Raw genomic sequence first — 24,838 nt, 5'->3', positions numbered from 1 at the left:
TCAGTGCCGGGTGCCAGGCTCTGCCCATGGACAAGCAGACGTTCTGGCAGTTGATCGAGACGGCGCGCGCGGACACGGCGGCGGACCCGGCGGCGGAGGGGGAAGCGGACCGGGACGCGGTGGCGCGGCGGGCCGCGGAGCTGCTCGCGTCCCGCACCGAGGCGGAGGTGCTCGCGGCCCAGCAGGTGCTGTGGGACCTGCTCGCCGAGTCCTACCGCAGTCCGCTCTGGGCCGCCGCCTACATGATCAACGGCGGCTGCTCGGACGACGGCTTCGACTACTTCCGCGGCTGGCTCCTCACCCAGGGCCGGGCGGTCTTCGACGCCGCCCTGGCCGACCCGGACTCCCTGGCGGAGCACCCCGCGGTCCGCGGGGCGGCGGCGGAGGGCCTGGTACTGGAGAACGAGGAGGCGCTCTCGATCGCATGGACCGCGTACGAGAGCGCCACCGGCCGTGAGCTCCCCTCGGACTCCTTCACGATCAGCTACCCGCCCCTGGACCCGGCCTGGGACTTCGACTTCGACGACGAGGCCGAGCTGGCCACCCGACTGCCGCGCCTGAGCTCCCTGTTCGGCGAGTCGTAGTCCGGCTGTCGGCAGCCGGACCGTCGGCCGCGGGCCGCCCGGCTACTCGTACCGGTAGAGCAGCGACTCGCGTTCCTGCCGGCGGACGTCCTCGATCGTCAGCCCGGGCATGTCCAGGTGGGAGAGCGTGACCTCGGCGGAGCTCGGGGCGGCGTCCTCGGCGAGCCACTGCCCGGGCTTCCACGCGCCGCTGCGCAGGAACGCCTTCGGGCAGTGCTGGTACGCCTCCTCGACCCCGACGACGATCGCGCTGCGCGGCGGTTTGCCGACGGCGGTCAGCTGCTCCAGCAGCCGCGGATCGGCGCTGATGCAGGCCCGTCCGTTCACGCGCAGCGTGGTGGCCCGGCCCGGGATGACGAAGATCAGCCCGGCCCGGCCCGTCTCCACGATGTTGTGGGCGGTGTCGAGCCGCTTGTTGCCGGTGGCGTCGGGGATCGCGAGGGTGAACTCGTCGAGGACGGCGACGAATCCGGGCGGCCCGCCCCGGGGCGTCACGTCGCACGTCCCCTCGGCCCCGGCGCTCGCGACGAACACCAGCGAGGACCGCCCGATGACCGCACGGGCGGCGTCGTGGATCCGGTCGACGGTCTTGCGGCGGGCCATCTCCCCCGGATCCTCGTACAGCTCGCGCAACTGCCCGGTGCTGCGTATGGCGTCGGCGTTCAGGGCCTCGAATGTCCGCCCGTTCGGCGGCGTGCTGTCCGTCACGTTCCCGCACGCTACCGGCCGCTCGGGCCCTGGGGGTGTCTTGCCGGTCATGCCGGGCCCGCGGGTTCTGGCTCCGCGCCTCGCCGCGTCGTCCTCGGTGGCGACGTTCCGCGTCGCCTCCCTCGTCCGCCGTGCGCTCCACGGCGCCGGAACCGCTCCCTGATCCGGCCCTGACCGGCAGGGCACCCTCTAGGGCGCGGTGAAGGCGCCGGCCCGGGCCGCCAGGGCGGCGGTGCGGGCGGCGGCGGCCGGGAGGTGCGGGTCGGGCGGCGTGCCCAGCAGGACCAGTTCGTGGTACATCGGCGCGGTCGCCGCGACGAGCAGCTCCCGGGACCGGGTGCCCGGCGGGAGTTCGCCCCGCTCCTCGGCGCGTACCGCGACCACCGCGCAGCGGTCGTACCGGTCCTCCCAGAAGGCCCGCAGCGCCCGCGCCGCCTGGGCCGAGCGGAACGACGCGGCGATCAGTGCCGTGGTCAGCGGGGGATCGGCGGCGACCCCGGCCAGGATCTCCTCGTTCAGCGCCGTCAGATCGCCCTCCAGCGTTCCGGTGTCCGCCGGTTCCCAGCCGTCGTCGGCCGCCGCGTCCAGGAGGTCGGCCAGCAGCCCGCCGACGTCCCGCCAGCGGCGGTAGACGGTGGTGCGGTGCACTCCGGCCCGCTCGGCCACGGCGTCGACGGTCAGCCCGTCGTACCCGTGCTCGACCAGCTGCGCCCCGGTGGCTTCGAGGACCTGGGCGCGGACCCGGGCGCTGCGGCCTCCCGGACGAGAGCCGCTTGCGGAGGTGGTGGTTGGCATGTCAGCATTCTAACGCAACAGTCGTCGCTTTAGGGAGTTGTCTCGCACCCCACCACAGGAACCACCCGGCCTACCCGCCTCACCCAGCTCAGCCTCCGCACCGTCACCAAGTCCTACGACGGCCGCCTCGTCCTCGACGCCGTCACCTGCTCCCTCCCACCCGGCGAGCGCACCGGGATCATCGGCGAGAACGGCTCGGGCAAGTCCACCCTGCTCCGCCTCCTGGCCGGCCTCGAAACCCCCGACCAGGGCACCGTCACCGTCCGGACCGCCGGCGGCCTCGGCCACCTGGCCCAGGAGGAACACCTCCCCGGCCACCTCACCGTCCAGGACGTCATCGACCGCGGCCTCACGGACCTGCGCACCATCGAGGCCCGCATGCGCGCACTGGAACGGGCCATGACCGAGGGCGACGAGAGCGGCCTGCCGGAATACGGCGACCTCCTCAGCACCTTCGAACTGCGCGGCGGCTACGAGGCCGACGCCCGGCTGGAACGCGCCCTGCACGGCCTTGGCCTGGTCACGCTCGACCGCGACCGCCGCGTCGGCGGCCTCTCCGGCGGCGAACGCGTCCGGCTGCGCCTCGCGGCCCTGCTGGCGGCCTCCCCCCAGGTCCTGCTGCTCGACGAGCCCACCAACCACCTCGACGACACCGCCCTGACCTGGCTGGAGGAGCACCTGTGCGGCCGGGCCGGCACCACCGTCGCCGTCTCCCACGACCGGACCTTCCTCGACCGCGTGACCACCACCCTCGTCGAGGCCGACGCCGACACCCGCACCCTCACCCGCTACGGCGGCGGCTACACCGGCTACCTCGCGGAGAAGGCCGCCGAACGCGCCCGCCGCACCCAGGCCCACGACGACTGGCGCGCCGAGACCGAGCGGCTGCGCGAGACCGCCGCCACCACCGCCCGGCGCGTGGCCCCCGGCCGGGCCATGAAGGACGGCAACAAGATGGCGTACGACCGGGCCGCCGGACGCGTCCAGCAGTCCCTGGCCGGCCGGGTCCGCAACGCCGAGGAACGGCTGCGCCGTCTGCTGGCGGCCCCGGTCCCCGCCCCCGCGGCCCCGCTGCGCTTCACCACGGTGCCGCGCACCACCGGCACCGCGTCCGGAGCCGCCGGCCCGGTGCTCGACGCCCGGGACGTCTCCGTCCACGGCCGCCTGCACCCGCTCGACCTCGCCCTCTCGGCGGGCGACCGGCTCCTGGTCGCCGGACCGAACGGGGCGGGCAAGAGCACCCTGTTGCGGGTCCTCGCCGGTGAACTCGCCCCCGACAGCGGCCGGATCACCCGCCGCGGCCGCACCGGTCACCTGCCGCAGCAACCCGACCCCGGCCCGGCCGGCCGCACCGTCCGCGAGGCCTTCGGCCCCGAGGGCACCGAACGGCTGCTCTCCCTGGGGCTGTTCGCGGCCGACCGGCTCGACACCCCCGTCGGGAAGCTCTCCACCGGACAGCGCCAACGGCTCGCGCTGGCCCGCCTCGTGGCCCGGCCGGCCGACGTCCTGCTGCTCGACGAGCCGACGAACCACCTGTCCCTCGCACTGGCGGAGGACCTGGAAGCCGCCCTCGACCACTACCCGGGGGCCCTGGTCGTCGTCAGCCACGACCGGCGCCTGCTCGACCGCTGGCGCGGCGCCCGCCTCGACCTCACCGCCCCCGCACCCCTCCGAGGAGCCCTGTGACGGACACCCCCACCGCCTTCCCCGTGGCCGCACCCGGCGAAGGCCCCTACGCGATCACCGCCGGACCCGACGGCGCCCTGTGGACCACCCTCGTGCACGCGGGTGCGCTCGCCCGGGTCACCACCGCCGGGGAGGTGACCCGGTACGACACGGGAGCCGCCGGCTGCGGGCCCTCCGTCATCACCGCGGGCCCCGACGGCGCACTGTGGTTCACCCGCGCCCGGGACCACCGCATCGGCCGCGTCACGGTGTCGGGGGAGCTCGGCGCGTACGACCTGCCGACCCCCGGCAGCGGCCCGTTCGGCATCGCCGCGGGCCCCGACGGCGCGCTCTGGTACACCGCCATGCACGCCGACCTCATCGGCCGCATCACCCCGGCCGGCGAGGTCACCGAATACCCGCTGCCGGTGCGGGACGCCTTCGCCTCCTTCATCACGCCCGGCCCGGACGGGGCACTGTGGTTCACCCTCAACCGGGCGAACGCCGTCGGCCGCATCACCACCGGCGGCCGGATCACCCTCCACCCGCTGCCCACCCCGGACGCCGGCCCCGTCGGCATCACGGCGGGCGGCGACGGTGCGCTGTGGTGCGCGGAGATCGGCGTCGGGCGGATCGCCCGGATCACCACCGCCGGCGAGGTCACCGAGTACCCGCTGCCCGACCCCGCCTGCCGGCCGCACGCCATCGCGGCGGGCCCGGACGGCCGGTGCTGGTTCACCGAGTGGGGCACGAACCGGGTGGGCGCGATCACCCCCGACGGCCGCATCGAGGAACACCCGCTCCCGGCCACCGGCGCGGAACCCCACGGCCTCACCTTCGGCCCGGACGGAGCCCTGTACGTGGCCCTGGAAACGGGCCGGCTGGCCCGCCTGCCCCTGCGGCCCTAGAGCCCACCGGTGTCGAGGTCGACCGCGAACGGATCCGGCAACCGCACGACCGTTCCGAACGGATGCGGCCCGTCCACCTTCGTGCACCCCGGGCTCCCGGGCTCGGCGATCGTTGCGGCCGTGTGTCGGGGGCCGGTCACCCGTGGGGGTGGTGGCGAAGGAATGGCAAGCTTGAAGCATGAACGATGCCGCCCCGGCGCCCACCCCCGCGCCCGCGCCCCGCCGTGCCCGTGTCCGTGCCCCCGAGCTGATCGGCAAGGGCGGCTGGCTCAACACCGGTGGGAAGGACCTTACCCTCGCCGACCTGCGGGGACGTATCACGATCCTCGATTTTTGGACCTTCTGCTGCATCAACTGCCTGCACGTCCTCGACGAGCTGCGCGAGCTGGAGGAGAAGCACCGCGACACCGTCGTGATCGTCGGGGTGCACTCGCCCAAGTTCGTGCACGAGGCCGAGCACGCGGCCGTCGTGGACGCCGTCGAGCGCTACGAGGTGCACCACCCCGTTCTCGACGACCCCGAGCTCGCCACCTGGAAGCAGTACGCCGTGCGTGCGTGGCCCACGCTCGTCGTGATCGACCCCGAGGGGTACGTCGTCGCCCAGCACGCCGGCGAGGGGCACGCGCACGCCATCGCGAAGCTGGTCGAGGAGCTGGAGGCCGAGCACGAGGCGAAGGGCACCCTGCGGCGCGGCGACGGCCCGTACGTGGCGCCCGAGCCCGTCGCGAGCGACCTGCGCTTCCCCGGCAAGGCGCTGCTCCTGCCCAGCGGGAACTTCCTCGTCTCGGACTCGACGCGGCACCAGCTGGTGGAGCTGGCCGCCGACGGGGAGAGCGTCGTACGCCGCATCGGCAGTGGCGAGCGCGGTTTCGGCGGTGACAGCTTCAGCGAGCCGCAGGGGCTGGCGTTGCTGCCCGACGGAAGGGTGGTCGTCGCCGACACCGTCAACCACGCGCTGCGCGTCCTCGACCTGGAGAGCGGGGCCGTCGAGACGGTCGCCGGGACCGGGCGGCAGTGGTGGCAGGGCTCGCCGACCTCCGGCCCGGCCCTCGAGGTGGACCTGTCCTCGCCGTGGGACGTGGCCTGGTGGCAGGGCAAGGTGTGGATCGCCATGGCCGGTGTCCACCAGCTGTGGACCTGGGACCCGGAGGCGGGGACCGTCGAGGTCGCCGCCGGCACCACCAACGAGGGGCTGCACGACGGGCCGGCCGCCGAGGCCTGGTTCGCCCAGCCGTCCGGGCTCGCCGCCGCCGGGGACCGGCTGTGGATCGCCGACTCCGAGACCAGCGCCCTCCGGTACGTCCGGCCCACCGACACCGGGTACGCCGTCACCTCCGCCGTCGGCACCGGCCTGTTCGACTTCGGGCACCGGGACGGGGACGCGGCCCAGGCCCTGCTCCAGCATCCGCTCGGGGTGACCGCCCTGCCCGACGGCTCGGTCGCGGTGTGCGACACGTACAACCACGCGCTGCGCCGCTACGACCCCGCCACCGGGCAGGTCTCGACGCTGGCGACCGACCTGCGCGAGCCCAGCGACGCCGTGCTGGTCGGCGAGGACATCGTGGTCGTCGAGTCCGCCCGGCACCGCCTGACGCGGCTGCGGCTCCCGCAGGAGGCGGTACGGGTGGACGCGGTCGCCCACCGCACCCGGCGGGCCGCCACCGAGGTGGCGCCCGGCACGCTGCGCCTGGACGTGGTCTTCCGGGCCCCGAGCGGGCAGAAGCTCGACACCCGCTACGGTCCCTCCACCCGCCTGCTGGTCTCCTCGACCCCGCCGGAGCTGCTGACGGGCGGTGAGGGCGCCGGGACCGACCTGTTCCGGGAGCTGGAGCTGAACCCGGCCGTCACCGAGGGCGTGCTGCACGTCTCGGCGATGGCCGCGTCCTGCGACGACGACCCGGCCAACGAGTACCCGGCCTGCCACGTCCACCAGCAGGACTGGGGCGTACCGGTCCGGGTCACCGCCGACGGCGCCGCCCGGCTGCCCCTCGTCCTGGCCGGGATGGACGACGACCAGGACTGAGGCGGTCCGCCTTCCTGGGGGGTCAGCCCTCCAGGAAGGCCACCAGGGAGTTGGCGAGGAGGTACGGGTCGTCCGCGCCGCACAGTTCGCGCGCGCTGTGCATGGAGAGGATCGCGACGCCGATGTCCACGGTCTGGATGCCGTGGCGGGCGGCCGTGATCGGGCCGATCGTCGTGCCGCACGGCATCGAGTTGTTGGAGACGAACGTCTGCCACGGGACGCCCGCCCGTTCGCACGCGGCGGCGAACACCGCGCGGCCGCTGCCGTCGGTGGCGTACCGCTGGTTGACGTTGACCTTCAGGATCGGGCCGGCGTTGACCCGCGGGTGGTGCGTGGGGTCGTGGCGCTCGCCGTAGTTGGGGTGGACGGCGTGCCCGGTGTCGGAGGACAGGCAGATGGTGCCGGCGAAGGCCCGCGCCCGGTCCTCGTAGGAACCGCCGCGTGCGAAGACTGAACGTTCCAGCACGTTCCCCAGCAGCGGGCCGTCGGCGCCGGTGTCCGACTGCGAGCCGTTCTCCTCGTGGTCGAAGGCGGCCAGCACGGGGATGTGGTCGAGCTTCTCGGCGCCGGACACGGCCGCCAGCGCCGCGACCCCGGCGTGCACGGACAGCAGGTTGTCCATCCGGGGGCCCACCACGAGCTCGCGGTCGCGGCCCAGGTAGGAGGGCGGCTCGATCGAGTGGACCATCAGGTCCCAGCCGGCTACCGAGCCGTGTTCCAGGCCCTCTTCCTCCTCCAGGAACGCGATGAGGTCGCCCTCGTGCGCCTCGCCCAGACCCCAGATCGGCTGCATGTGGCGCTGCTTGTCGAGCTTGAGGCCGTCGGTGTTCACCGACCGGTCCAGGTGCACGGCCAGTTGGGGCACGCGCAGCAGCGCCCGGTCGATGTTGACGAGGCGTTCGGTGCCGTCGCGCAGGGTCAGCCGCCCGGCCAGGCCCAGGTCCCGGTCCAGCCAGGTGTTGAGCAGGGTGCCGCCGTAGATCTCGACCGCGATCTGCCGCCAGCCCTGCGAGCCCGTGTCGGGGAGCGGCTTGACCCGCAGGTTCGGCGAGTCGGTGTGGGCGCCGATGATGCGGAACGGGGTGTGTGCCGAGGCGCCTTCGGGGACGTACCAGGCGATGAGCGCGCCGCCGCGGAGCACGAACCTGCCCCCGGTGCCCGCGTCCCAGGCGTCCGTCTCCGACAACTGCCGGAAGCCTGCCTTCTCCAGCCGCTCGGCCGCGTTGGCCACGGCGTGGTACGGCGACGGACTGGCCGTCAGGAAGGTCATCAGATCGTCGGTGTGGCCGCGATCGAAGCGGGCGGGAGAGCTCATCGTATTTCCCTTGTGTGGAAGCCCCCGGCTTCAGCCGGGTGAGGAAACGCATTTCCGGCTCGGAGCCTCGCTGCGGCGGTGTGCCGCGGCGTGAGGCTGTGACCTGTGCTGGTGTGCGGATCGTGACCGATCGTGGCGGCTGCGGTGTGGGTGTTCCTTCCGCGCAGCGGTCGTTCACATACCGTTTCTATCCGACGGACGCGCGGGCCGTGGAACGGTCGCGGACCTTCGGACAGCCGCGGTCGGTGCGCTCGGCCCGCAGGACCGCCGACGGCCGGGACGGGACCGCCGCGGCCGGTCCGCCGGCCGCCGGGCCGGATGCTGCTGCGGGTGGGGCGGGTGCGGGACCTCATCGGGAGTCCTCCTCTCGGTCGGGGGTGGTCCGTGGCGGAACGGGACCCTCACGCGTGAGTGTGGGAATCCCTCCCGCTCGGGAGGGGCGGAAGCCGAGTGGTTCACCTTAACGAGCGGCGGGTGCGTGTTCGTCATGGCCGGACCGGGCGCGTTACGGGCAGCTCGACCCGGATCGGTTCATCTCGGATCGGCTCGTCCCGGCTCAGCCCGGGGGGCGCTCGAACCTGCGCTGCAGTTGCCTGCGCTCGCCCCGGCGGATGCGCGGGAGCATCTCGGGGGTCTGGGGGGAGCGCTGCGCGCGCCGCCTGCGTCCGGCGCAGAAGATGCAGGCCTCGCCGGGGGGCGCGTCGGGGTCGATGGGGGCGCCGGGGTGCTCGGAACAGCCCGAGGCGTTGCGCGGGCGGGACAGCTCGCGGGCCACGATGAAGGCGCGGTGGAGGTCGTCGGCGATGCGGACGAAGTCCTCGGCGGGGGACGACAGGCCCAGGTGGAACCGCTGGTCCTCGACGATGCGCAGGTGGGTGCGCAGGGCGTGCAGGGTGTACGGGCCGTCCGGGACCGGGTAGCCCAGGCGCCGCTGCTCGCCGGCGGGTGCGGGGGCGGCGGGGCGGCCGTGGCGGCGCTGTCCGAGGCGTCGGCGGTCGTTGCAGATGAGGCAGCGGCCCCAGCCGTCGGGGGCCTCGGGGTCGAGGGCGCCGTTGGGGTGCTCGGGGCAGCCGGTGTAGCTCTTGGCGGGGGCCAGTCCGGCGGCCGTCTGGAAGGCCACGTACAGCGCGTCGGCGATGGTGTCGTACTCGGCGGGGTGGGCGCCGTCGTAGAGCTCGCGCAGGTGGTCGCCGAGGCTGCCCAGGCTCGCCTGCAGCTCCTTGAGGGCGTACGGGCGCCCGGTGGGGACGGAGTACCCCCTGCTGCCGTGCTGATCCTGTGGACTCATGCCTACGAGCGTCCCATGAACGACTGACATCGGGGGAAAGCCGCAGTACAGGGTCCTGGTGGGGAGTCCGGGTACGCGGCAGCGGCCGGGTCCCTGTGCGGGGGACCCGGCCGCTGTGAGGTGCGGCGCAGCGGTGCTGCGGGCGGGGTGGCGCGTCCTTAGAAGGCGGCCTCGTCGAGCTCCATGAGGGAGTTGTCGACGGCCTCGGCCAGCTGGCGCTGGACCGAGACGCCCGGGAGGACCTCGGCGGCGAAGAACTTCGCGGCGGCGATCTTGCCGGTGTAGAAGGGGACGTCCTTGGCGGAGGCCGTCGCCAGCTTCTCGGCGGCCACGGCGGCACCCTTGAGCAGCAGGTATCCGACGACCACGTCACCGGAGGCCATCAGCAGGCGGGTGGTGTTCTGGCCGACCTTGTAGATGTTCTTGACGTCCTCGCCGGTGGCGGTGAGGTCGACGATCATCTGGCCGACGATGGCCTCCAGGTCCACGGCGGCCTTGGCGAGCGCGTCGCGGGCGCCGGCCAGCTCCTCGCCGCCGACGGCCTCGGCCAGGAACTTCTTGATCGTCTCGGAGACGATGTTCAGCGAGGCGCCCTGGTCGCGGACGATCTTCCGGAAGAAGAAGTCCTGGCCCTGGATGGCCGTGGTGCCCTCGTAGAGGGTGTCGATCTTGGCGTCGCGGATGTACTGCTCGATCGGGTACTCCTGCAGGTAGCCGGAGCCGCCGAAGGTCTGCAGGGACTGCGCGAGCTGCTCGTAGGACTTCTCCGAGCCGTAGCCCTTCACGATCGGCAGGAGCAGGTCGTTCAGGCCGATGAGGGAGGAGGCGTCCTCGCCCGCGGCCTGCTTGACCTGGATCTCGTCCTGGACGGTCGCGGTGTAGAGGACGAGGGCGCGCATGCCCTCGGCGTACGCCTTCTGCGTCATCAGCGAGCGGCGCACGTCGGGGTGGTGCGTGATGGTGACCTTGGGCGCGGTCTTGTCCATGAAGTTCGCCAGGTCCGGACCCTGCACGCGCTCCTTGGCGTACTCCAGCGCGTTGAGGTAGCCGGTGGAGAGGGTGGCGATGGCCTTCGTACCGACCATCATGCGGGCGAACTCGATGATCATGAACATCTGGCGGATGCCGTCGTGCTTGTCGCCGATCAGCCAGCCCTTGGCGGGGTGCTGGTCGCCGAAGGTCATCTCGCAGGTGTTGGAGGCCTTGAGCCCCATCTTGTGCTCGACGTTCGTGGCGTACACGCCGTTGCGCTCGCCCAGCTCGCCGGTCTCCCAGTCGAAGTGGAACTTCGGCACGAGGAAGAGGGACAGGCCCTTGGTGCCCGGGCCGTGGCCCTCGGGGCGGGCGAGGACGTAGTGGAGGATGTTCTCCTCCATGTCGTGCTCACCGGAGGTGATGAAGCGCTTCACGCCCTCGATGTGCCAGGAGCCGTCCTCCTGCTGGATGGCCTTGGTGCGGCCGGCGCCCACGTCCGAGCCGGCGTCCGGCTCGGTGAGGACCATGGTGGAGCCCCAGCGCTTCTCGACGGCGATCTGGGCGATCTTCTTCTGCGCCTCGTTGCCCTCCTCGTGGAGGACGCCGGCGAAGGCCGGGCCGGAGGAGTACATCCACACGGCCGGGTTCGAGCCGAGCAGGAGCTCCGCGTAGGCCCAGACGAGGGAGCGCGGGGAGACGGTGCCGCCGATCTCCTCCGGGATGCCCAGACGCCAGTACTCGGAGTCCATGAAGGCCTTGTAGCTCTTCTTGAAGGAGGCCGGGACCGGCGCCGTGTTGGTCTCCGGGTCGAAGACGGGCGGGTTGCGGTCGGCGTCCGCGAAGGACTCGGCCAGCTCGTTCTCGGCGAGGCGGGCTATCTCGGACAGGACGCTCTTGGCGGTCTCGGTGTCCATCTCCTCGAACGGACCGGTGCCGTAGTGCTTGTCGCGGCCGAGCACCTCGAAGAGGTTGAACTCGATGTCGCGGAGATTCGACTTGTAGTGCCCCATGGCGACGGCTCCGTTAAGGCTCGGGGAGACAGGTTCCTCGTACATACCAATCGGTAACAACATGATGCTACCCGCCGGTAATAACGGCAACCCTTCCGCGCCGACTGTGACCAGGGTCAAGCTCGCACCACACCGTCTTGGTGGCGTGGCCCTGCGTGACCCCCCACCGTGCGGCCAGGGCTTCGAGCAGCGCGAGCCCGCGCCCGGACTCGTCGGTCGGCTCCGCCTCCCGCCGTACGGGCCGGGCCCCGGGTGCGGGGTCGGTGAGCTCGACCCGCGTACGGGCTGCCCTTCCGCTGATCCGCAGGGTGACGGGCGTGCCCTCGCCGAGGTGGTCGATGACGTTGGCCAGCAGCTCGGTGACGCACAGCTCGGCATCGGGGTGGCCGTCGGGACCGAGGTGCTCGCGCACGGCGTGCCGGAGCATCGGGGCCGCCTGCGGGGTGGCGAGCAGGCGGACCGTGAGCGTGTTCACCGGCCGCCGGCCAGGGCGGCGGCCAGCCGCTGTGCGGTGGCGGCGTTGCAGTTGCCGAGGGTGATGAGGGGCGGCGTGCCGTACCGCCCGGCGTAGGAGGGCAGGTGCAGGTCCAGTGAGGGCAGGGTGATCCCGTGCGCGGCGAGCGCGCCGCGCAGCGCGTCGAGGGCCGCGGCGGCTTCGCGGTCGTGGGGGTGGTCGCTCATGGTGCTGCCGTTCCTGTGCGGAGTGTGACGAAGTCCTCACAGGCTGGCGTCCTGCCGCGTACCTTGGGAAGGCATTCCGGTTGCGCTGGACAAGTGGCAAATGGCGGTGGTGGGTTGTGCCGGCTCGCAAGGACCCGGACGCGTCGGCGAACGTGCCGTCGTTCTACGGCGCTGAACTCCGCTACAAGCGGGAAGCGGCCGGGCTCACCCTCGACCAGCTGGCCGAGGGCAGCTTCCGGGGTGTGCCGTTCCTGAGCCAGATCGAGCGCGGGGAGCGCCGGATGCCGCTGGACCTGGCCCGGCACGTGGACGCGCGGCTGGGGACGGACGGTTTTTTCGAGCGCCGCTGTGAAGACGCGCGCCGCGCGAGGCAGTCGGGGCACGCGGAGTACTTCGCGGATGTAGCGGAGATGGAGCCGTTTGCGGAGACCATCGAGGAGTGGGCCCCGATGCTTGTGCCGGGGCTGCTCCAGACCCCCGCCTACGCGCGGGCGATCAGCCGCGCGGCCATGCCCCGGGCCACCGACGGGACGATCGAGAAGCTGGTGGCCGCCCGGATGGGGCGGGCGAAGCTCTTCGACGGGGAATGCCCGCCCGACTTCTGGGCCGTTCTGGACGAGTCGGTGATCCGCCGCCCGGCCCTGCCCGCGCCGCAGATGGCGGAGCTGCTGGAGCACATCGCGGCTGTGGTCCGCCGGACCAGGTCCATTCTGCAAGTCGTCCCGCAAACGACCGCCGCGCACACCCTCATGATGGGAATGGCCAAGCTGATGACCTTCCCGGACGCGCCACCCGTGGTCTACGTGGAGAGCCTGCACAGCGGCCAACTCATCGACTTTCCCGCCCTCGTGAAGGAGTACCGCAGGTCTTACGATCTGCTGAGGGCCGCCGCCTTGCCGCCGGAGGCGTCCCTGGCCCTCCTCGACGCCGCGGCAGAGGACTACCGAGATGGCAAGCAGCGGGATTGACCTGAGCGCCGCGACCTGGCGCACGAGCAGTTACAGCAACGGCACGGGCGGCGACTGCGTCGAGGTGGCTGACGGCCTCGCCGGGCTCGTCCCCGTCCGGGACTCCAAGCGGCCCGACGGCGGGGTGGTCATGGTCAGCGCCGCGGCCTGGGGCCCCTTCGTGGCCTCGCTCAGGGCCTCCTGACCGCACCCCGCAGGGGATCGGTGGCCGGTACCGGCCGGTACGGGCGCAGGCGCTCGGTAGGCTTCGGCCCATGTACGGCTACGACCAGAACCCGGGTGCCCAGCAGCAGTATGCGCAGCAGCCCCCGCAGGGCTACGCGCAGCAGGCGCCGCTGTACCCGGAGCCGTCCCCGCCGTCCCTCGCGGACGCCGTGCGGGCCTTCACCACGGGGTCCCTCTCCGCCGAGGACTTCCAGCAGGTGTTCGCCACGTCGAAGGTGTACTGCCCGCGCGGCGACACCCCCGGCTTCCTGGCGCTGCACAACACGCAGCAGCCGGTCATTCCCATGTTCACCACGCTCAAGGAGCTGCGCCGGTACGCCGGCAAGGAGTCCAAGTACTTCGTGATCACCGGCGCCGAGGTGATCGACCTGCTGCCGACCGGGTACGGCTTCGTCCTCGACATGGAGGGCGACCACCGCATGGTCTTCGACGCGAAGGCGGTCGAGCAGATGGTCGACTTCGCGATGCGCCGCATGTACGGCTAGACGCCGGACCTGACGGGGGCGGGCGCAATGCTGAGGGTGCACTTCACCGCCGAGGACCTGTTCAACGTCACCTTCGCGCGCGAGCCGCTGCCGATGGTGGAGCTGGCCATGGCGCTGGTCGCCTGGCAGCGCACCGACGAGACGGCGGTTTTCGGCCGCTGGCGGTCCCGTGCCACGCAGGGGCTGCCGGGCAGGGTGCGCCCCTTGCTGGACCTGCTGCGCCCGGACGGCGACAACCCGCAGTTCGTCGAGCCGTACGCGCGCACCCTGGAGGAAGGGCTGGCGGCCGTAAGGGAGGCGGGCGCGCGGCTCGCCCCCGAGGAGCTGGGCCGCGTCGCCGCCCGGGCCCCCGGCGGCGGGTCCTGGCTGCGTGCGCTGTGGGGGCAGGACCGCGAGGCGTGGGACCAGCTCGACAGCGGGCTGCGGTCCGCGTACGAGGTGCTCGTCGCCCCGCACTGGCCGCGCATCCGGCAGTCCTTCCAGGCGGACGTGGCCTGGCGCACCCGGCTGCTGGCCGCCCACGGCATCAGGGCGGCGCTGGCGAGCACGCACCCGGCGGCCGGCTGGACCGGCACGGCCTTCGAGGTCGACCGGGACCCGGCGTACGAGGTCCGGCTGGCGGGGCGGGGCCTGCTGCTGATGCCGTCGCCGTTCTGGACGGGTCGACCGCTGCTCGCCGATCACCCCTCGGGGCGCCATGTGCTGCTGTACCCCGCGATGACCCCGCTGCCGCTGGCCGGCCCGGGCCCGGCGGAGGGTGCGCTGGACGCGCTGCTGGGGCGTACCCGGGCTGCCGTGCTGAAGCTGCTGGTCCAGCAGCGCACCACCAGTGAGCTGGCCCGGGACCTCGACATCAGCCTGCCGTCGGTGTCGGAGCACACCCGGACCCTGCGTGCCGCCGGCCTGATCACCACCCGGCGGGACGGCAAGGCGGTTCTGCACTCGGCGACGGGCCTGGGCGTGGACCTGCTGCACAGCGGCGGCTGAACGTTTCGGCGACGCCCGAAAACATCGCGCCCGTGCCGGCGCCTGCCGAGTATCGGTGCCGCGGGGGGAATCCCGCTCCTACGGAAAGGGAGACTGCGATGTCACGCACGTCGATACGCACGAAGCTCGCGGCGATCGCGGCCACGGGGGTGATGGCGCTGGGTACGGGGGTCCTGGCGGCGTCCCCGGCGTCCGCGTCCGACCAGCCCTTCTACGGCTGCTGGTCCGGCAACGCGTGCATCTGGGCAGCGGGTGCGGCCCTCGACACGCCCCCGACCCACCAGTTCCGGAACGCGGGGACCTACAACCTGAGCAACCAGGTCAACTGGCACTACGTGAAGAACAACCAGACGCACGGCTGGAAGTTCAAGCTCTGCACCGGCTGGAGCGGCACGGGGACCTGTTACACGATGTACCAGGACGACCTGTGGTGGACGAACCTCACGCCGATCAACTCGGTGGTCGTCACGCCGTAGCCGCAGGTCCCAAGCATCAGGGTCCCGGGGGAATGCCCCGGGACCCTTTGCTGTTCCGTGGGGTGTGGCAGAAAGTTCGAGTTTCAACTAAACTCGGATCAGAAGGAGGTCCTGACCATGCCCGCAGTGACTGTTGAGAACCCGTTGACGCTTCCGCGAGTGGCCGAGCCGCAGGCCGCCGTCCCGCGCAAGGTGCTGGCCGTCGTCTCCGCTCCCAGTGGGTTCGAGGGTGAGGGATTCCCGGTGCGGCGCGCGTTCGCCGGCATCAACTACCAGTACCTCGACCCGTTCATCATGATGGACCAGATGGGCGAGGTGGAGTACGCACCGGGCGAGCCGAAGGGCACCCCGTGGCACCCGCACCGCGGCTTCGAGACCGTCACGTACCTGATCGACGGCACCTTCGTCCACCAGGACAGCAACGGTGGCGGCGGCGTCATCAACGGCGGCGACACGCAGTGGATGACGGCAGGCTCGGGCCTGCTGCACATCGAGGCGCCGCCGGAGTCCCTCGTCGTCAGCGGCGGGCTCTTCCACGGCCTGCAGCTGTGGGTGAACCTGCCGGCCTCCGACAAGATGATGCCCCCGCGCTACCAGGACATCGGCGGCGGCAAGGTCACCCTGCTGTCCACCCCGGACGGCGGCTCGCTGCTCCGGGTGATCGCCGGTGAGATCGACGGCCACGAGGGCCCCGGCATCACCCACACGCCCATCACGATGATCCACGCGACCGTCGCGCCGGGAGCACAGATCGCCCTGCCGTGGCGCGAGGACTTCAACGCCCTGGCGTACGTGATGGCCGGGCGCGGGTCGGTCGGCGAGGACCGCAGGCCCGTCCACACCGGGCAGACGGCCGTCTTCGGCGAGGGCGGATCGCTCACCGTGCGGGCGGACGAGTCCCAGGACTCCAACGCCCCGGACCTGGAGATCGTCCTCCTCGGCGGGCTCCCGATCCGCGAGCCGATGGCGCACTACGGGCCGTTCGTCATGAACAGCAAGCACGAGCTCCAGCAGGCCTTCGACGACTTCCAGGCGGGCCGGCTCGGCCGCATCCCCACCACCGCCCGCACCGGTCTCGGCCACCGCGGCGCCGGCCAGGCGGACGAGGACTGACGCCGACGGGCAGCGACGCAGAAACGGGCCGCGCCCCCTTTCCGGGGGCGCGGCCCGTGCCGTCGTAGCGGGGTCCCGTCGGGCGGGGTCCCGCAGGCGGAATCCGTCAGGCGGGGTCCGCCGGTTGCGGCGCCGGCTCCGCCTCGGCGTAGGCGGTTCACCCCCATCCCCACCAGACGGCGGTGCGTCGGCCCGAGCAGGGCCGTGCCCGGCACCGCCGGCAGCACGGGCGTGACGACGGTCCGGGGGACGGTGCACAGCCATACGCCGACGGCGAGGACCGCAGTGGCCAGCAGGACGACGGCGCACCAGGCGGCGAGCCGCCGCACCGGCTCGCGGAGGAGGGAGTTCGGCACGGCGTCATCCCACCCCGCGGCCCCGCGGCCGCCCCGGGCCGTACGCCGACTACGCGTCCGGCCGCTTCGACTGCTCGTACAGCTCGAACCAGATCGACTTGCCCTCGCCGCGCGGGTCCACGCCCCACGCGTCGGCCAGCATCTCCATCAGCAGCACCCCACGGCCGCTGGACGCCATCTCGCCGGGGTGCCGCTTGTGCGGGAGCTCGTCGCTGGAGTCCGCGACCTCCACCCGCAGCCGCCGCTCCCCCAGCTCGCCGACCGCCTCCGCCACCAGCAGGGCGTCGCCGTCCGTGTGCACCAGGACGTTGGTGACCATCTCGGAGACCATCAGCACCACCGAGTCCAGCTGCTCCTCGTCGGCCCAGTCGTGCAGCAGCTCCCTCACCTGCCGGCGGGCAGCGGCGATGCGTTCCGGTTCCGCCTGGGCCACGGTCAGCATCGTGCGGCGGGCCGGGCGGGCCGGGTGCGCCACCGGCGTGCCGCAGCCGCAGGACGCGCCCTCGCGGCACAGCAGGACCACGGCTATGTCGTCCTCGCGGCGATCGGCCAGCGGGCCGGTGGTGTGGTGCGAGGACGGTCCGTGCACGGCCTGGACCAGCAGGTCGGCCAGTGCTTCGAGGTGCCCGTCCTCGTGGCCGCCGGCCTCGTGGGTGTCGGCCTCCAGGACCGCGCGCAGCCGGGCCCAGCCGGTGTCGAGGTCGTGCCCGCCGGTCTCGATGAGCCCGTCGGTGCAGAGCATCATCGTCTCGCCCGGCTCCAGCGTGAACCGGGTGGTCGGGTAGTCGGTGTCGGGGACGATCCCGAGGGGGAGCCCGCCGGCGGTGGGCCGCATGAGGACGGTGCCGTCGGTCATCCGGACGGCGGGGTCGGGGTGGCCGGCGCGGGCCACCTCCAGCATTCCGGTCTGCGGGTCGCACTCCACGTACAGGCAGGTCGCGAAGCGCGGGCTCCGGGCGTCCTGGTCCTCCTCCGCGGCGGACTCCTGGGGGGCGCACAGCCCGGCGAGGAAGCGGGAGGCGCGCGAGAGCACCGCGTCCGGCCGGTGGCCCTCGGACGCGTAGGCCCGTACGGCGATCCGCAGCTGGCCCATCAGCCCGGCCGCCCGGACGTCGTGCCCCTGAACGTCGCCGATGACCAGGGCGAACCGGCCCGACGGCAGCGGGATCATGTCGTACCAGTCGCCGCCGACCTGGAGCCCGCCGCCGGTGGGGACGTAGCGCGCGGCGATCCGCATGCCGGGGATCTCCGGGCCGAGCTGCGGCATCATCGACCGCTGCAGGCCGGTGGTGAGCTCCCGCTCGGATTCGGCCACCCCGGCCCGCTGGAGGGCCTGGGCCAGCATCCGGGCCACGGTCGTCAGGACGGACCGCTCGTCGGGGGAGAAGGACGCGGGCTGCTTGAAGGCGGCCATCCAGGCCCCCATGGTCCGTCCGGCCACGATCAGCGGCAGGAAGGCCCAGGAGACACGGTCGAAGCGCTGCGCCAGCGGCCAGGTGGCCGGGAAGCGCCGCTTGTAGTCCTCGGGGGAGGCCAGGTAGATCGCCCGGCCGGTACGGACCACCTCCGCGGCCGGGTAGTCCGTCTCCAGCGGCATGTCCGTGAAGGGGCCCTCGTCCCCGGCGTCGTGCCCGTGGTGTCCGATGACGGACAGCCGGTCCCCGGCCACGCCGAAGACGGCCAGCCCGTCGGGGTTGAAGCCCGGCATCGACAGCGAGGCCGCGACCCGCAGCACCTCCGCCGTGGAGCGGGCCTCCGCCAGCGCCCGGCCCGCGTCCAGCAGGAAGGCCTCCCGGGAGCGCCGCCAGTCGCCCGTGATGGGCGTGTGCGCGGCCGTGGTGCCCGGCTGCGGCTCGGCGATCTCCTGGATGGTGCCGATCAGCTCGTAGTCCGGGCTCCCGTCGGCCGACCACCGCTCCAGCGGTTTGGAGCGGCTGCGCACCGTCCGCAGGACCCGCCCGTCCACGTCCATGATCCGCAGCCGGGCCTCGGCGAGGGTGCCCTCGGCGACGGCCAGGTTGACGATCCCGTTGATCTCGTTCCAGTCCACCGGGTGGAAACGGGACCGTACGGCGACCTCCGGCAGGACCACCGGTTCGGCGGGCAGCCCGAGGAGCCGGGCGGCCTCCCCGTCGAGGGAGACCGTCCCGGAGGCGTTGTCCCATCGCCACAGACCCGTCGCGACGGCGGCCAGGACATCCTCGGTACGCACCCGGTCATCTTTACAGGTCGCATCCGATACGTGCCTGTTCGCGCCCTGCCGGGCGTATTTGCGCAGGCGGGCCACAGTGCCCGACCCGGCATCGTCCCGGACGGTAACCTTGGGTCGGTTGAATCCACCCTGGTATCGCGTAGAACTGGATGACTGATGCATCGGTACAGGTCCCACACCTGCGGCGAGCTCCGCGCCTCTGACGTCGCCGCCGACGTCCGACTGAGCGGCTGGCTGCACAACCGTCGAGACCTGGGCGGCATCCTCTTCATCGATCTGCGTGACCACTACGGCATCACGCAGCTGGTCGCCCGCCCCGGCACCGCCGCGAACGAGGCCCTCAGCAGCGTCTCCAAGGAGACCGTCGTCCGCATCGACGGCAAGGTCGTCTCCCGCGGCGCGGACAACATCAACCCGGAGCTGCCGACCGGCGAGATCGAGATCGAGGTCTCTGAGGTCGAGGTGCTCGGCGCGGCCGCCCCGCTGCCCTTCACGATCAACACCGACGACGGTGTGAACGAGGAGCGCCGCCTGGAGTACCGCTTCCTCGACCTGCGCCGTGAGCGCATGCACCGCAACATCATGCTGCGCTCGGCGGTCATCGCCTCGATCCGCTCGAAGATGGTGGCGCTCGGCTTCAACGAGATGGCGACCCCGATCCTCACCGCGACCTCCCCCGAGGGCGCCCGTGACTTCGTGGTGCCGTCCCGCCTGAACCCGGGCAAGTTCTACGCCCTGCCGCAGGCCCCGCAGCAGTTCAAGCAGCTGCTGATGATCTCCGGCTTCGACCGGTACTTCCAGATCGCGCCCTGCTTCCGCGACGAGGACGCCCGCGCCGACCGCTCGCCGGGCGAGTTCTACCAGCTCGACGTGGAGATGTCCTTCGTCGAGCAGGAGGACGTCTTCCAGCCGATCGAGCGCCTGATGACCGAGCTCTTCACCGAGTTCGGCGGCGGCCGCGAGGTCACCTCGCCGTTCCCGCGGATCCCGTTCCGCGAGTCGATGCTGAAGTACGGCAACGACAAGCCCGACCTGCGCGCCAAGCTGGAGCTCGTCGACATCACCGACGTGTTCGAGGCCTCGGAGTTCAAGGCGTTCGCCGGCAAGCACGTGCGCGCCCTGGCCGTCCCGGACACCGCCGCCCAGCCGCGCAAGTTCTTCGACGGCCTCGGCGACTTCGCGGTCTCGCTGGGCGCGAAGGGCCTGGCCTGGGTGCGCGTGGGCGAGGACGGTTCGCTGACCGGCCCGATCGCCAAGTTCCTCACCGAGGAGAACGTCAAGGTCCTCACCGAGCGCCTGGGCCTGGTCCCCGGCCACGCCGTGTTCTTCGGCGCGGGCGAGTTCGACGAGGTCTCCAAGATCATGGGACCGGTCCGCGTCGAGGCCGCCAAGCGCGCCGGCCACTTCGAGGACAACGTCTTCCGCTTCTGCTGGATCGTCGACTTCCCGATGTACGAGAAGGACGAGGAGACCGGCCGCATCGACTTCTCCCACAACCCGTTCTCCATGCCGCAGGGCGGCATGAAGGACCTGGAGGAGAAGGACCCGCTCGACATCCTGGCGTGGCAGTACGACATCGTCTGCAACGGCATCGAGCTGTCCTCCGGCGCGATCCGCAACCACGAGCCCGAGGTCATGCTGAAGGCCTTCGAGATCGCGGGCTACGAGGCCCAGACCGTCGAGCGCGAGTTCGCGGGCATGCTGCGCGCGTTCCGCCTCGGCGCCCCGCCGCACGGTGGCATCGCCCCCGGCGTGGACCGCATCGTGATGCTGCTGGCCGACGAGCCGAACATCCGCGAGACCATCGCCTTCCCGCTCAACGGCAACGCGCAGGACCTGATGATGGGCGCGCCGACGGTCCTGGAGGAGGCCCGTCTGCGTGAGCTGAACATCGCGCTGCGCAAGCCGGTCGAGACGAAGGCGTCCGACGCCAAGCCGGTGGCGGAGTCGGTTCACCCGGACGCTGCGCGCTAAGGGGTAGCCGTGCGAAGGGGCCCGGGGTCTACGACCCCGGGCCCCTTCTGTTGTTTCGGCCTCCGCCCCGTCTAGAACTGCTCCAGGACGCCCTTGAGGAGGGCCGCGGAGGTCAGTTCGGTGGGGGCGGGCCCGGCGTGGAAGAAGCCGGCGTTCTCGGCGTCCAGCTTGCGCAGGAAGTCGAAGGCCTTGGAGTCGTGGTCTCCGAAGGCGACGAACTGCCAGTGGATGCCGGGGGCCGCGGCGGCGGCGTCGGTCAGCGCCTGCCGGGCGGGCTGGCGGTTGTCGGGGGCGCCGTCCGTCTGGAAGACGACCAGGGCCGGGCCCTCGCCGCCGTCCTCGCGGTAGCGGGCGACGACGGCCTCGACGGCCACGTGGTAGCTGGTGCGGCCCATCCGGCCGAGCTCGGCGTGGCGGCCCTCGACCCAGGAGCCGTAGTGGGTGTCGAGGGACAGGTCGGCGGTGCCGTCCACCTCCGTGGAGAAGAACACGGTGTGCACGGTCGCCTCGTCGTCCAGGTGCGCGGCGAGGGCGAGGGCGTGGTCGGCGAGGTACTGGGCGCTGCCGTCCTTGTAGAACCCGCGCATCGACCCGGAGCGGTCGAGGACGAGGTAGACCTTGGCGCGGGCGCCGGCCTTGCCCTTGCTGCGGAGCACCTGGCCGGCGGCCTTGTACGCGGCGGCCACCTCGGGCGCCCGCCGCCGAACGGCTGCCGCCGCATGAGCCGGTCCCACCTGAGCGGCGGCCTCGGCCGGGGTTTCGTCCTGCGCCTGCGGCGCGTCGGCGTCCGCCTGCGGCGCCTCTGCCTCTGCCTGCGGCGCGGGCTCGGTCTCCGGCTGGTCCTGGGCCGGCGGCGCGGCCGTCTCGGCCGGCTCCGCCGCGGCGTCGGCTGCCGCCTGGGGCCCCTGCTCGTCGGCCTCTGCCTGCGGCTCCGCCGCGGGGGTGGCCTCCGGCTCGGCCGGGGTCTCGTCCTGCGCCTGCGGCGCCGCCGCCTCGGGCTGCTCCGCCGCGAGGGTTTCCGGCTCTGCCGGGGCTTCTGCCTGCGCGGCCTCGGCGGTCCCGGCCTGCGCCTGCGGCTCGGGGGCGGGCTCCGCCGGGGCCTCGGCCTGCGCCTCCGCCTGCGGTGCGTCCGGCTCTGCGGCCGGGGTTCCTCCGTCGGGCTTCGCCTCGGGCGCCACCTCAGCGAGGGTTTCCGGCTCCACCGGGGCCTCGGCCTGCGGTGCGGCCGCCTCGACCGGCTCTGCCGCCGGGGTGGTGTCCGGCTCCGCCGGGGTTGCGTCCTGCGCCTGCGGCGCGCCGGCGGCTGCCTGCGGCTCCGCCGGGGCTTCTGCCTGCGCCTGCGGCTCGGAGGCGGGCTCCGCCGGGGCCTCGGCCTGCGCCTCCGCCTGCGGTGCGTCCGGCTCTGCGGCCGGGGTTCCTCCGTCGGGCTTCGCCGCAGGCGACGGGCGGCGGGCCTCCGGGACCGTGGGGTCGGCGGCCGGGGCGGGGGCCGTCAGGACCGTGCCGGGCTCGCGGTCCCGCGTGGACTGCGGGGGAACCGTCGGGTTGTCGAAGGACGCCGCCACGAGTTCGGCGGCCGCATCCAAGGGGTTGCGTTCCGCCTGGTTGGGGACAGCCGCCGAAGTGGCGTCCGAATTTTCCGGAACCGGTTCCGCAGACCGTCCGAACACCTTGCGCAACAAGCTCCGAATACCCATGGGCCAGGCCTTTCGCATGAGTGCGTGCGTCATTTGTCCGTGCTGCGCGGTTGATCCCTGCCCAGAGTGGACACGTAAGGTTATCGGCCGCCCGGCTGGATCTTCGGCAGGGGCACCTTTCGTGGCGCCCGTCTCCCAGGGGCTCTCAGCCCGTTCCCGAACTGCCGCTCCGACGTGCCGGGTTCACCCATCGTTCATCCCAGCGCCGCCGCTTCGGCGCAACCCGGGCCTACCGTCGCGGCTGGATCGTCCCGACACGTTGTCGGCGCCCACGCAGCTACTCGGAGGACACTCGTGCGCAAGCTCCTGCCGTTCATCGGCAACCCGCATGGCAGCGGCCGGTCCGCTCTCACCTGTCGTTACCGCTGTGGTGACGCCTGCTTCCACGAGGTGCCGAACACCAGTGACAACGAGTACGCGGGCGATGTCATAGCCCGCGCCTACTCCCGCCGCTCGATGCTGCGCTCCGCCGCCGTCGTGACGGTCGCCACCGCCGCCGGCTCCGCGGTCGCGCTCGGCACCCCGGGGCAGACCGCCAACGCAGCCACCGGCGCCGAGGCCGCGGCCGCCGGTGCGGCCAAGGGCGGCGAGGCCGCCCGCGGCCTGCGATTCAAGGCCGTCGCGCCGAACACCGACGACAAGGTCACCGTCCCCGAGGGCCACGAGCAGAACGTGGTCATCCGCTGGGGCGACCCGATCGTCAAGGGTGCCCCGGGCTTCAACGCCGACAAGCAGACCGCCGCCGCGCAGGCCGGTCAGTTCGGCTACAACAACGACTTCCTGAGCCTCCTCCCGCTCGGCGGGGACTACGAGCGCCAGCAGCTCCTCGTGGCCAACCACGAGTACACGGACGAAGTCCTGATGTTCAAGGGCTACGACCCGGCCAACCCGACCCGTGAGCAGGTCGAGATCGCCTGGGCCGCGCACGGCCTGTCCGTGGTCGTCGTCCAGGAGGACCACCGCAGCGGCAAGCTGACCGCCGTCACCCGCCACCAGCTCAACCGCCGCCTGACGGCCACCAGCGAGTTCCGGATGGCCGGGCCGGCCGCGGGCGGCGCCCTGCTGAAGACCTCCGTCGACCCCACCGGCACCAAGGTGCTCGGCACCCTCAACAACTGCGCCGGCGGCACCACCCCGTGGGGCACCACCCTCCACGGCGAGGAGAACTTCAACCAGTACTTCGGCAACGCCGGCCAGGTCACCGACCCCACCGCCGCCGCCCGTCTGAAGCGCTACGGCGTGACCTCGGGTGCCACCGAGCGCAAGTGGGAGCGTTTCGACAAGCGCTTCGACGTGGCCCAGGAGCCCAACGAGTCGCACCGCTTCGGCTGGGTCGTCGAGCTCGACCCGTACGACCCGAACTCCGTCCCGCGCAAGCGCACCGCGCTGGGCCGCTTCAAGCACGAGGCCGCGCAGCCCCGTCTGACCGAGGACGGCCGTCCGGTCGTCTACATGGGCGACGACGAGCGCTTCGACTACTTCTACAAGTTCGTCTCGTCGAAGCGGATGAAGAAGGGCAATTCGCGCGCGGCGAAGGAGCACAACCTCACCCTGCTCGACGAGGGCACCCTCTACGTCGCCAAGCTCACCGGTGACACCCCGGCCGCCGAGCTCGACGGTACCGGCAAACTCCCCTCCGACGGTGAGTTCGACGGCTCCGGTGTGTGGATCAAGCTGGCCACCGGCAACGTCTCGCACGTCGAGGGCATGACCGCCGAGGAGGTGTACGTCTTCACGCGCCAGGCCGCCGACAAGGTGGGCGCCACCAAGATGGACCGCCCCGAGGACGTCGAGCCCTCCCCGCGCACCGGCCGCGTCTACGTCGCGCTGACCAACAACACCGATCGCGGCAAGCCGGGCAAGGAAGGCGCCACCGAGGCCAACCCGCGCAACCTGAACAAGCACGGCCAGATCCTGGAGCTCGCCGAGAACTTCGACGACCCGGCCGGCGACGGCTTCGCCTGGCGGCTCTTCCTCGTCGCCGGCGACCCGAACGACCCGTCGACCTACTTCGCGGGCTTCCCGAAGGACAAGGTCAGCCCGATCTCCTGCCCGGACAACGTGGCCTTCGACCCGCACGGCAACCTGTGGATCTCCACCGACGGCAACCAGCTCGGCTCCCACGACGGCCTGTTCGGCGTCGCGACGGCGGGCGAGCGCCGGGGCGAGCTGAAGCAGTTCCTCACCGTGCCGCGCGGCGCCGAGACCTGCGGCCCGGTGATCCAGGACAAGCGCGTCCTGGTGGCCGTCCAGCACCCGGGCGAGATCGACGGCGCGTCCGTCGAGAAGCCGCAGTCGGTGTGGCCCGACGGCCCCGGCAAGATCGTCCGCCCGGCCGTGGTCTCGGTCTGGCGCAAGGACGGAAAGAACATCGGCGTCTGATCCGTGGCCTG

The 24,838-nt window shown here is 72.5% G+C and carries 20 protein-coding genes and 1 pseudogene; 12 read left to right on the top strand and 9 right to left on the bottom strand.

Going from position 1 to position 24,838, the window contains the following annotated elements; all coding sequences use genetic code 11:
* Positions 1 to 26 precede the first annotated feature (26 nt).
* On the top strand, positions 27 to 584 hold the full coding sequence (locus tag IH80_RS0100335) for a DUF4240 domain-containing protein (protein WP_030956644.1): 558 nt from the start codon (positions 27 to 29) through the stop codon (positions 582 to 584).
* A 42-nt stretch (positions 585 to 626) separates the two neighbouring features.
* On the opposite strand, the gene IH80_RS0100330 is transcribed toward IH80_RS0100335, so the two are convergent.
* Together IH80_RS0100330 and IH80_RS0100325 are read right to left on the bottom strand one after the other, a co-directional pair.
* Complete coding sequence (locus IH80_RS0100330; RefSeq protein ID WP_030956642.1) at positions 627 to 1,292, bottom strand: MSMEG_1061 family FMN-dependent PPOX-type flavoprotein; 666 nt, start codon at positions 1,290 to 1,292, stop codon at positions 627 to 629.
* Between the two features lie 189 nt (positions 1,293 to 1,481).
* Complete coding sequence (locus tag IH80_RS0100325) at positions 1,482 to 2,087, bottom strand: TetR/AcrR family transcriptional regulator (protein ID WP_030956641.1); 606 nt, start codon at positions 2,085 to 2,087, stop codon at positions 1,482 to 1,484.
* Positions 2,088 to 2,165: 78 nt separating this feature from the next.
* Between IH80_RS0100325 and IH80_RS0100315 the strand changes: the two are divergent.
* The 3 genes and pseudogenes from IH80_RS0100315 to IH80_RS0100305 form a co-directional block, all read left to right on the top strand.
* Positions 2,166 to 3,773 (top strand): annotated as a pseudogene (locus IH80_RS0100315) (ABC-F family ATP-binding cassette domain-containing protein); the annotation flags it as partial.
* A complete protein-coding gene (locus tag IH80_RS0100310; RefSeq protein ID WP_030956636.1) occupies positions 3,770 to 4,660 on the top strand; it encodes a virginiamycin B lyase in 891 nt (296 codons plus the stop codon). The pseudogene IH80_RS0100315 and the gene IH80_RS0100310, both read left to right, overlap by 4 nt.
* Before the next feature lie 178 nt (positions 4,661 to 4,838).
* Positions 4,839 to 6,683, top strand: coding sequence for an NHL domain-containing thioredoxin family protein (locus IH80_RS0100305; protein WP_030956633.1), 1,845 nt, complete (start codon positions 4,839 to 4,841; stop codon positions 6,681 to 6,683).
* A gap of 22 nt (positions 6,684 to 6,705) precedes the next feature.
* Here IH80_RS0100305 and IH80_RS0100300 read toward each other — a convergent pair whose 3' ends face one another.
* From IH80_RS0100300 to IH80_RS0100280, 5 genes are all read right to left on the bottom strand, one after another.
* Positions 6,706 to 7,998, bottom strand: coding sequence for a M18 family aminopeptidase (locus IH80_RS0100300; RefSeq protein WP_030956632.1), 1,293 nt, complete (start codon positions 7,996 to 7,998; stop codon positions 6,706 to 6,708).
* A gap of 556 nt (positions 7,999 to 8,554) precedes the next feature.
* Positions 8,555 to 9,286 (bottom strand): hypothetical protein, encoded by a 732-nt coding sequence (locus IH80_RS0100295; RefSeq protein ID WP_030956631.1) that lies wholly within the window; start codon positions 9,284 to 9,286, stop codon positions 8,555 to 8,557.
* 158 nt (positions 9,287 to 9,444) lie between these two features.
* The gene (locus IH80_RS0100290) at positions 9,445 to 11,271 is read right to left on the bottom strand and encodes an acyl-CoA dehydrogenase (RefSeq protein WP_030956630.1); all 1,827 of its coding nucleotides are present in this window, start codon (positions 11,269 to 11,271) and stop codon (positions 9,445 to 9,447) included.
* A gap of 67 nt (positions 11,272 to 11,338) precedes the next feature.
* The gene (locus tag IH80_RS0100285) at positions 11,339 to 11,746 is read right to left on the bottom strand and encodes an ATP-binding protein (RefSeq protein ID WP_030956628.1); all 408 of its coding nucleotides are present in this window, start codon (positions 11,744 to 11,746) and stop codon (positions 11,339 to 11,341) included.
* Entirely contained in the window at positions 11,743 to 11,952 is a 210-nt protein-coding gene (locus IH80_RS0100280) for a hypothetical protein (protein WP_030956627.1), read from the bottom strand. Before IH80_RS0100280 ends, IH80_RS0100285 begins: the two co-directional genes overlap by 4 nt.
* A gap of 116 nt (positions 11,953 to 12,068) precedes the next feature.
* On the opposite strand from IH80_RS0100280, the gene IH80_RS0100275 reads away from it, so the two are divergent.
* The 6 genes from IH80_RS0100275 (at position 12,069) to IH80_RS0100250 (ending at position 16,206) form a co-directional block, all read left to right on the top strand.
* Positions 12,069 to 12,920, top strand: a complete 852-nt coding sequence (locus tag IH80_RS0100275) for a helix-turn-helix domain-containing protein (RefSeq protein WP_030956626.1) — start codon at positions 12,069 to 12,071, stop codon at positions 12,918 to 12,920.
* Positions 12,901 to 13,104 (top strand): DUF397 domain-containing protein, encoded by a 204-nt coding sequence (locus IH80_RS0100270; protein WP_030956625.1) that lies wholly within the window; start codon positions 12,901 to 12,903, stop codon positions 13,102 to 13,104. The genes IH80_RS0100275 and IH80_RS0100270 overlap by 20 nt, the downstream gene beginning before the upstream one ends.
* Before the next feature lie 70 nt (positions 13,105 to 13,174).
* The gene (locus IH80_RS0100265) at positions 13,175 to 13,630 is read left to right on the top strand and encodes an SseB family protein (RefSeq protein WP_030956623.1); all 456 of its coding nucleotides are present in this window, start codon (positions 13,175 to 13,177) and stop codon (positions 13,628 to 13,630) included.
* Positions 13,631 to 13,657: 27 nt separating this feature from the next.
* Complete coding sequence (locus tag IH80_RS0100260) at positions 13,658 to 14,617, top strand: ArsR/SmtB family transcription factor (RefSeq protein ID WP_030956621.1); 960 nt, start codon at positions 13,658 to 13,660, stop codon at positions 14,615 to 14,617.
* 98 nt (positions 14,618 to 14,715) lie between these two features.
* Positions 14,716 to 15,093: a hypothetical protein gene (locus IH80_RS38675; protein ID WP_051808577.1), complete on the top strand. Its 378-nt coding sequence runs from the start codon at positions 14,716 to 14,718 to the stop codon at positions 15,091 to 15,093.
* 117 nt (positions 15,094 to 15,210) lie between these two features.
* The gene (locus IH80_RS0100250; RefSeq protein ID WP_030956618.1) at positions 15,211 to 16,206 is read left to right on the top strand and encodes a pirin family protein; all 996 of its coding nucleotides are present in this window, start codon (positions 15,211 to 15,213) and stop codon (positions 16,204 to 16,206) included.
* A gap of 405 nt (positions 16,207 to 16,611) precedes the next feature.
* On the opposite strand, the gene IH80_RS0100245 is transcribed toward IH80_RS0100250, so the two are convergent.
* The gene (locus tag IH80_RS0100245) at positions 16,612 to 18,774 is read right to left on the bottom strand and encodes a SpoIIE family protein phosphatase (protein WP_030956617.1); all 2,163 of its coding nucleotides are present in this window, start codon (positions 18,772 to 18,774) and stop codon (positions 16,612 to 16,614) included.
* Between the two features lie 156 nt (positions 18,775 to 18,930).
* Here IH80_RS0100245 and aspS point away from each other — a divergent pair, with 156 nt between their 5' ends.
* Complete coding sequence (aspS, locus tag IH80_RS0100240) at positions 18,931 to 20,748, top strand: aspartate--tRNA ligase (protein ID WP_030956616.1); 1,818 nt, start codon at positions 18,931 to 18,933, stop codon at positions 20,746 to 20,748.
* Positions 20,749 to 20,819: 71 nt separating this feature from the next.
* On the opposite strand, the gene IH80_RS45590 is transcribed toward aspS, so the two are convergent.
* On the bottom strand, positions 20,820 to 22,334 hold the full coding sequence (locus tag IH80_RS45590; protein WP_037878423.1) for a VWA domain-containing protein: 1,515 nt from the start codon (positions 22,332 to 22,334) through the stop codon (positions 20,820 to 20,822).
* A gap of 405 nt (positions 22,335 to 22,739) precedes the next feature.
* On the opposite strand from IH80_RS45590, the gene IH80_RS0100230 reads away from it, so the two are divergent.
* Positions 22,740 to 24,827 carry a PhoX family protein gene (locus tag IH80_RS0100230; protein ID WP_030956613.1) on the top strand — a complete coding sequence of 696 codons (2,088 nt, stop codon included), beginning with the start codon at positions 22,740 to 22,742 and terminating at the stop codon, positions 24,825 to 24,827.
* The last annotated feature ends 11 nt before the right edge of the window (positions 24,828 to 24,838 follow it).

The sequence above is a fragment of the Streptomyces sp. NRRL S-378 genome (assembly GCF_000720645.1).
In the GTDB taxonomy this organism is placed as follows: Bacteria; Actinomycetota; Actinomycetes; order Streptomycetales; family Streptomycetaceae; genus Streptomyces.
This window is presented reverse-complemented; position numbering and strand designations above follow the sequence as displayed.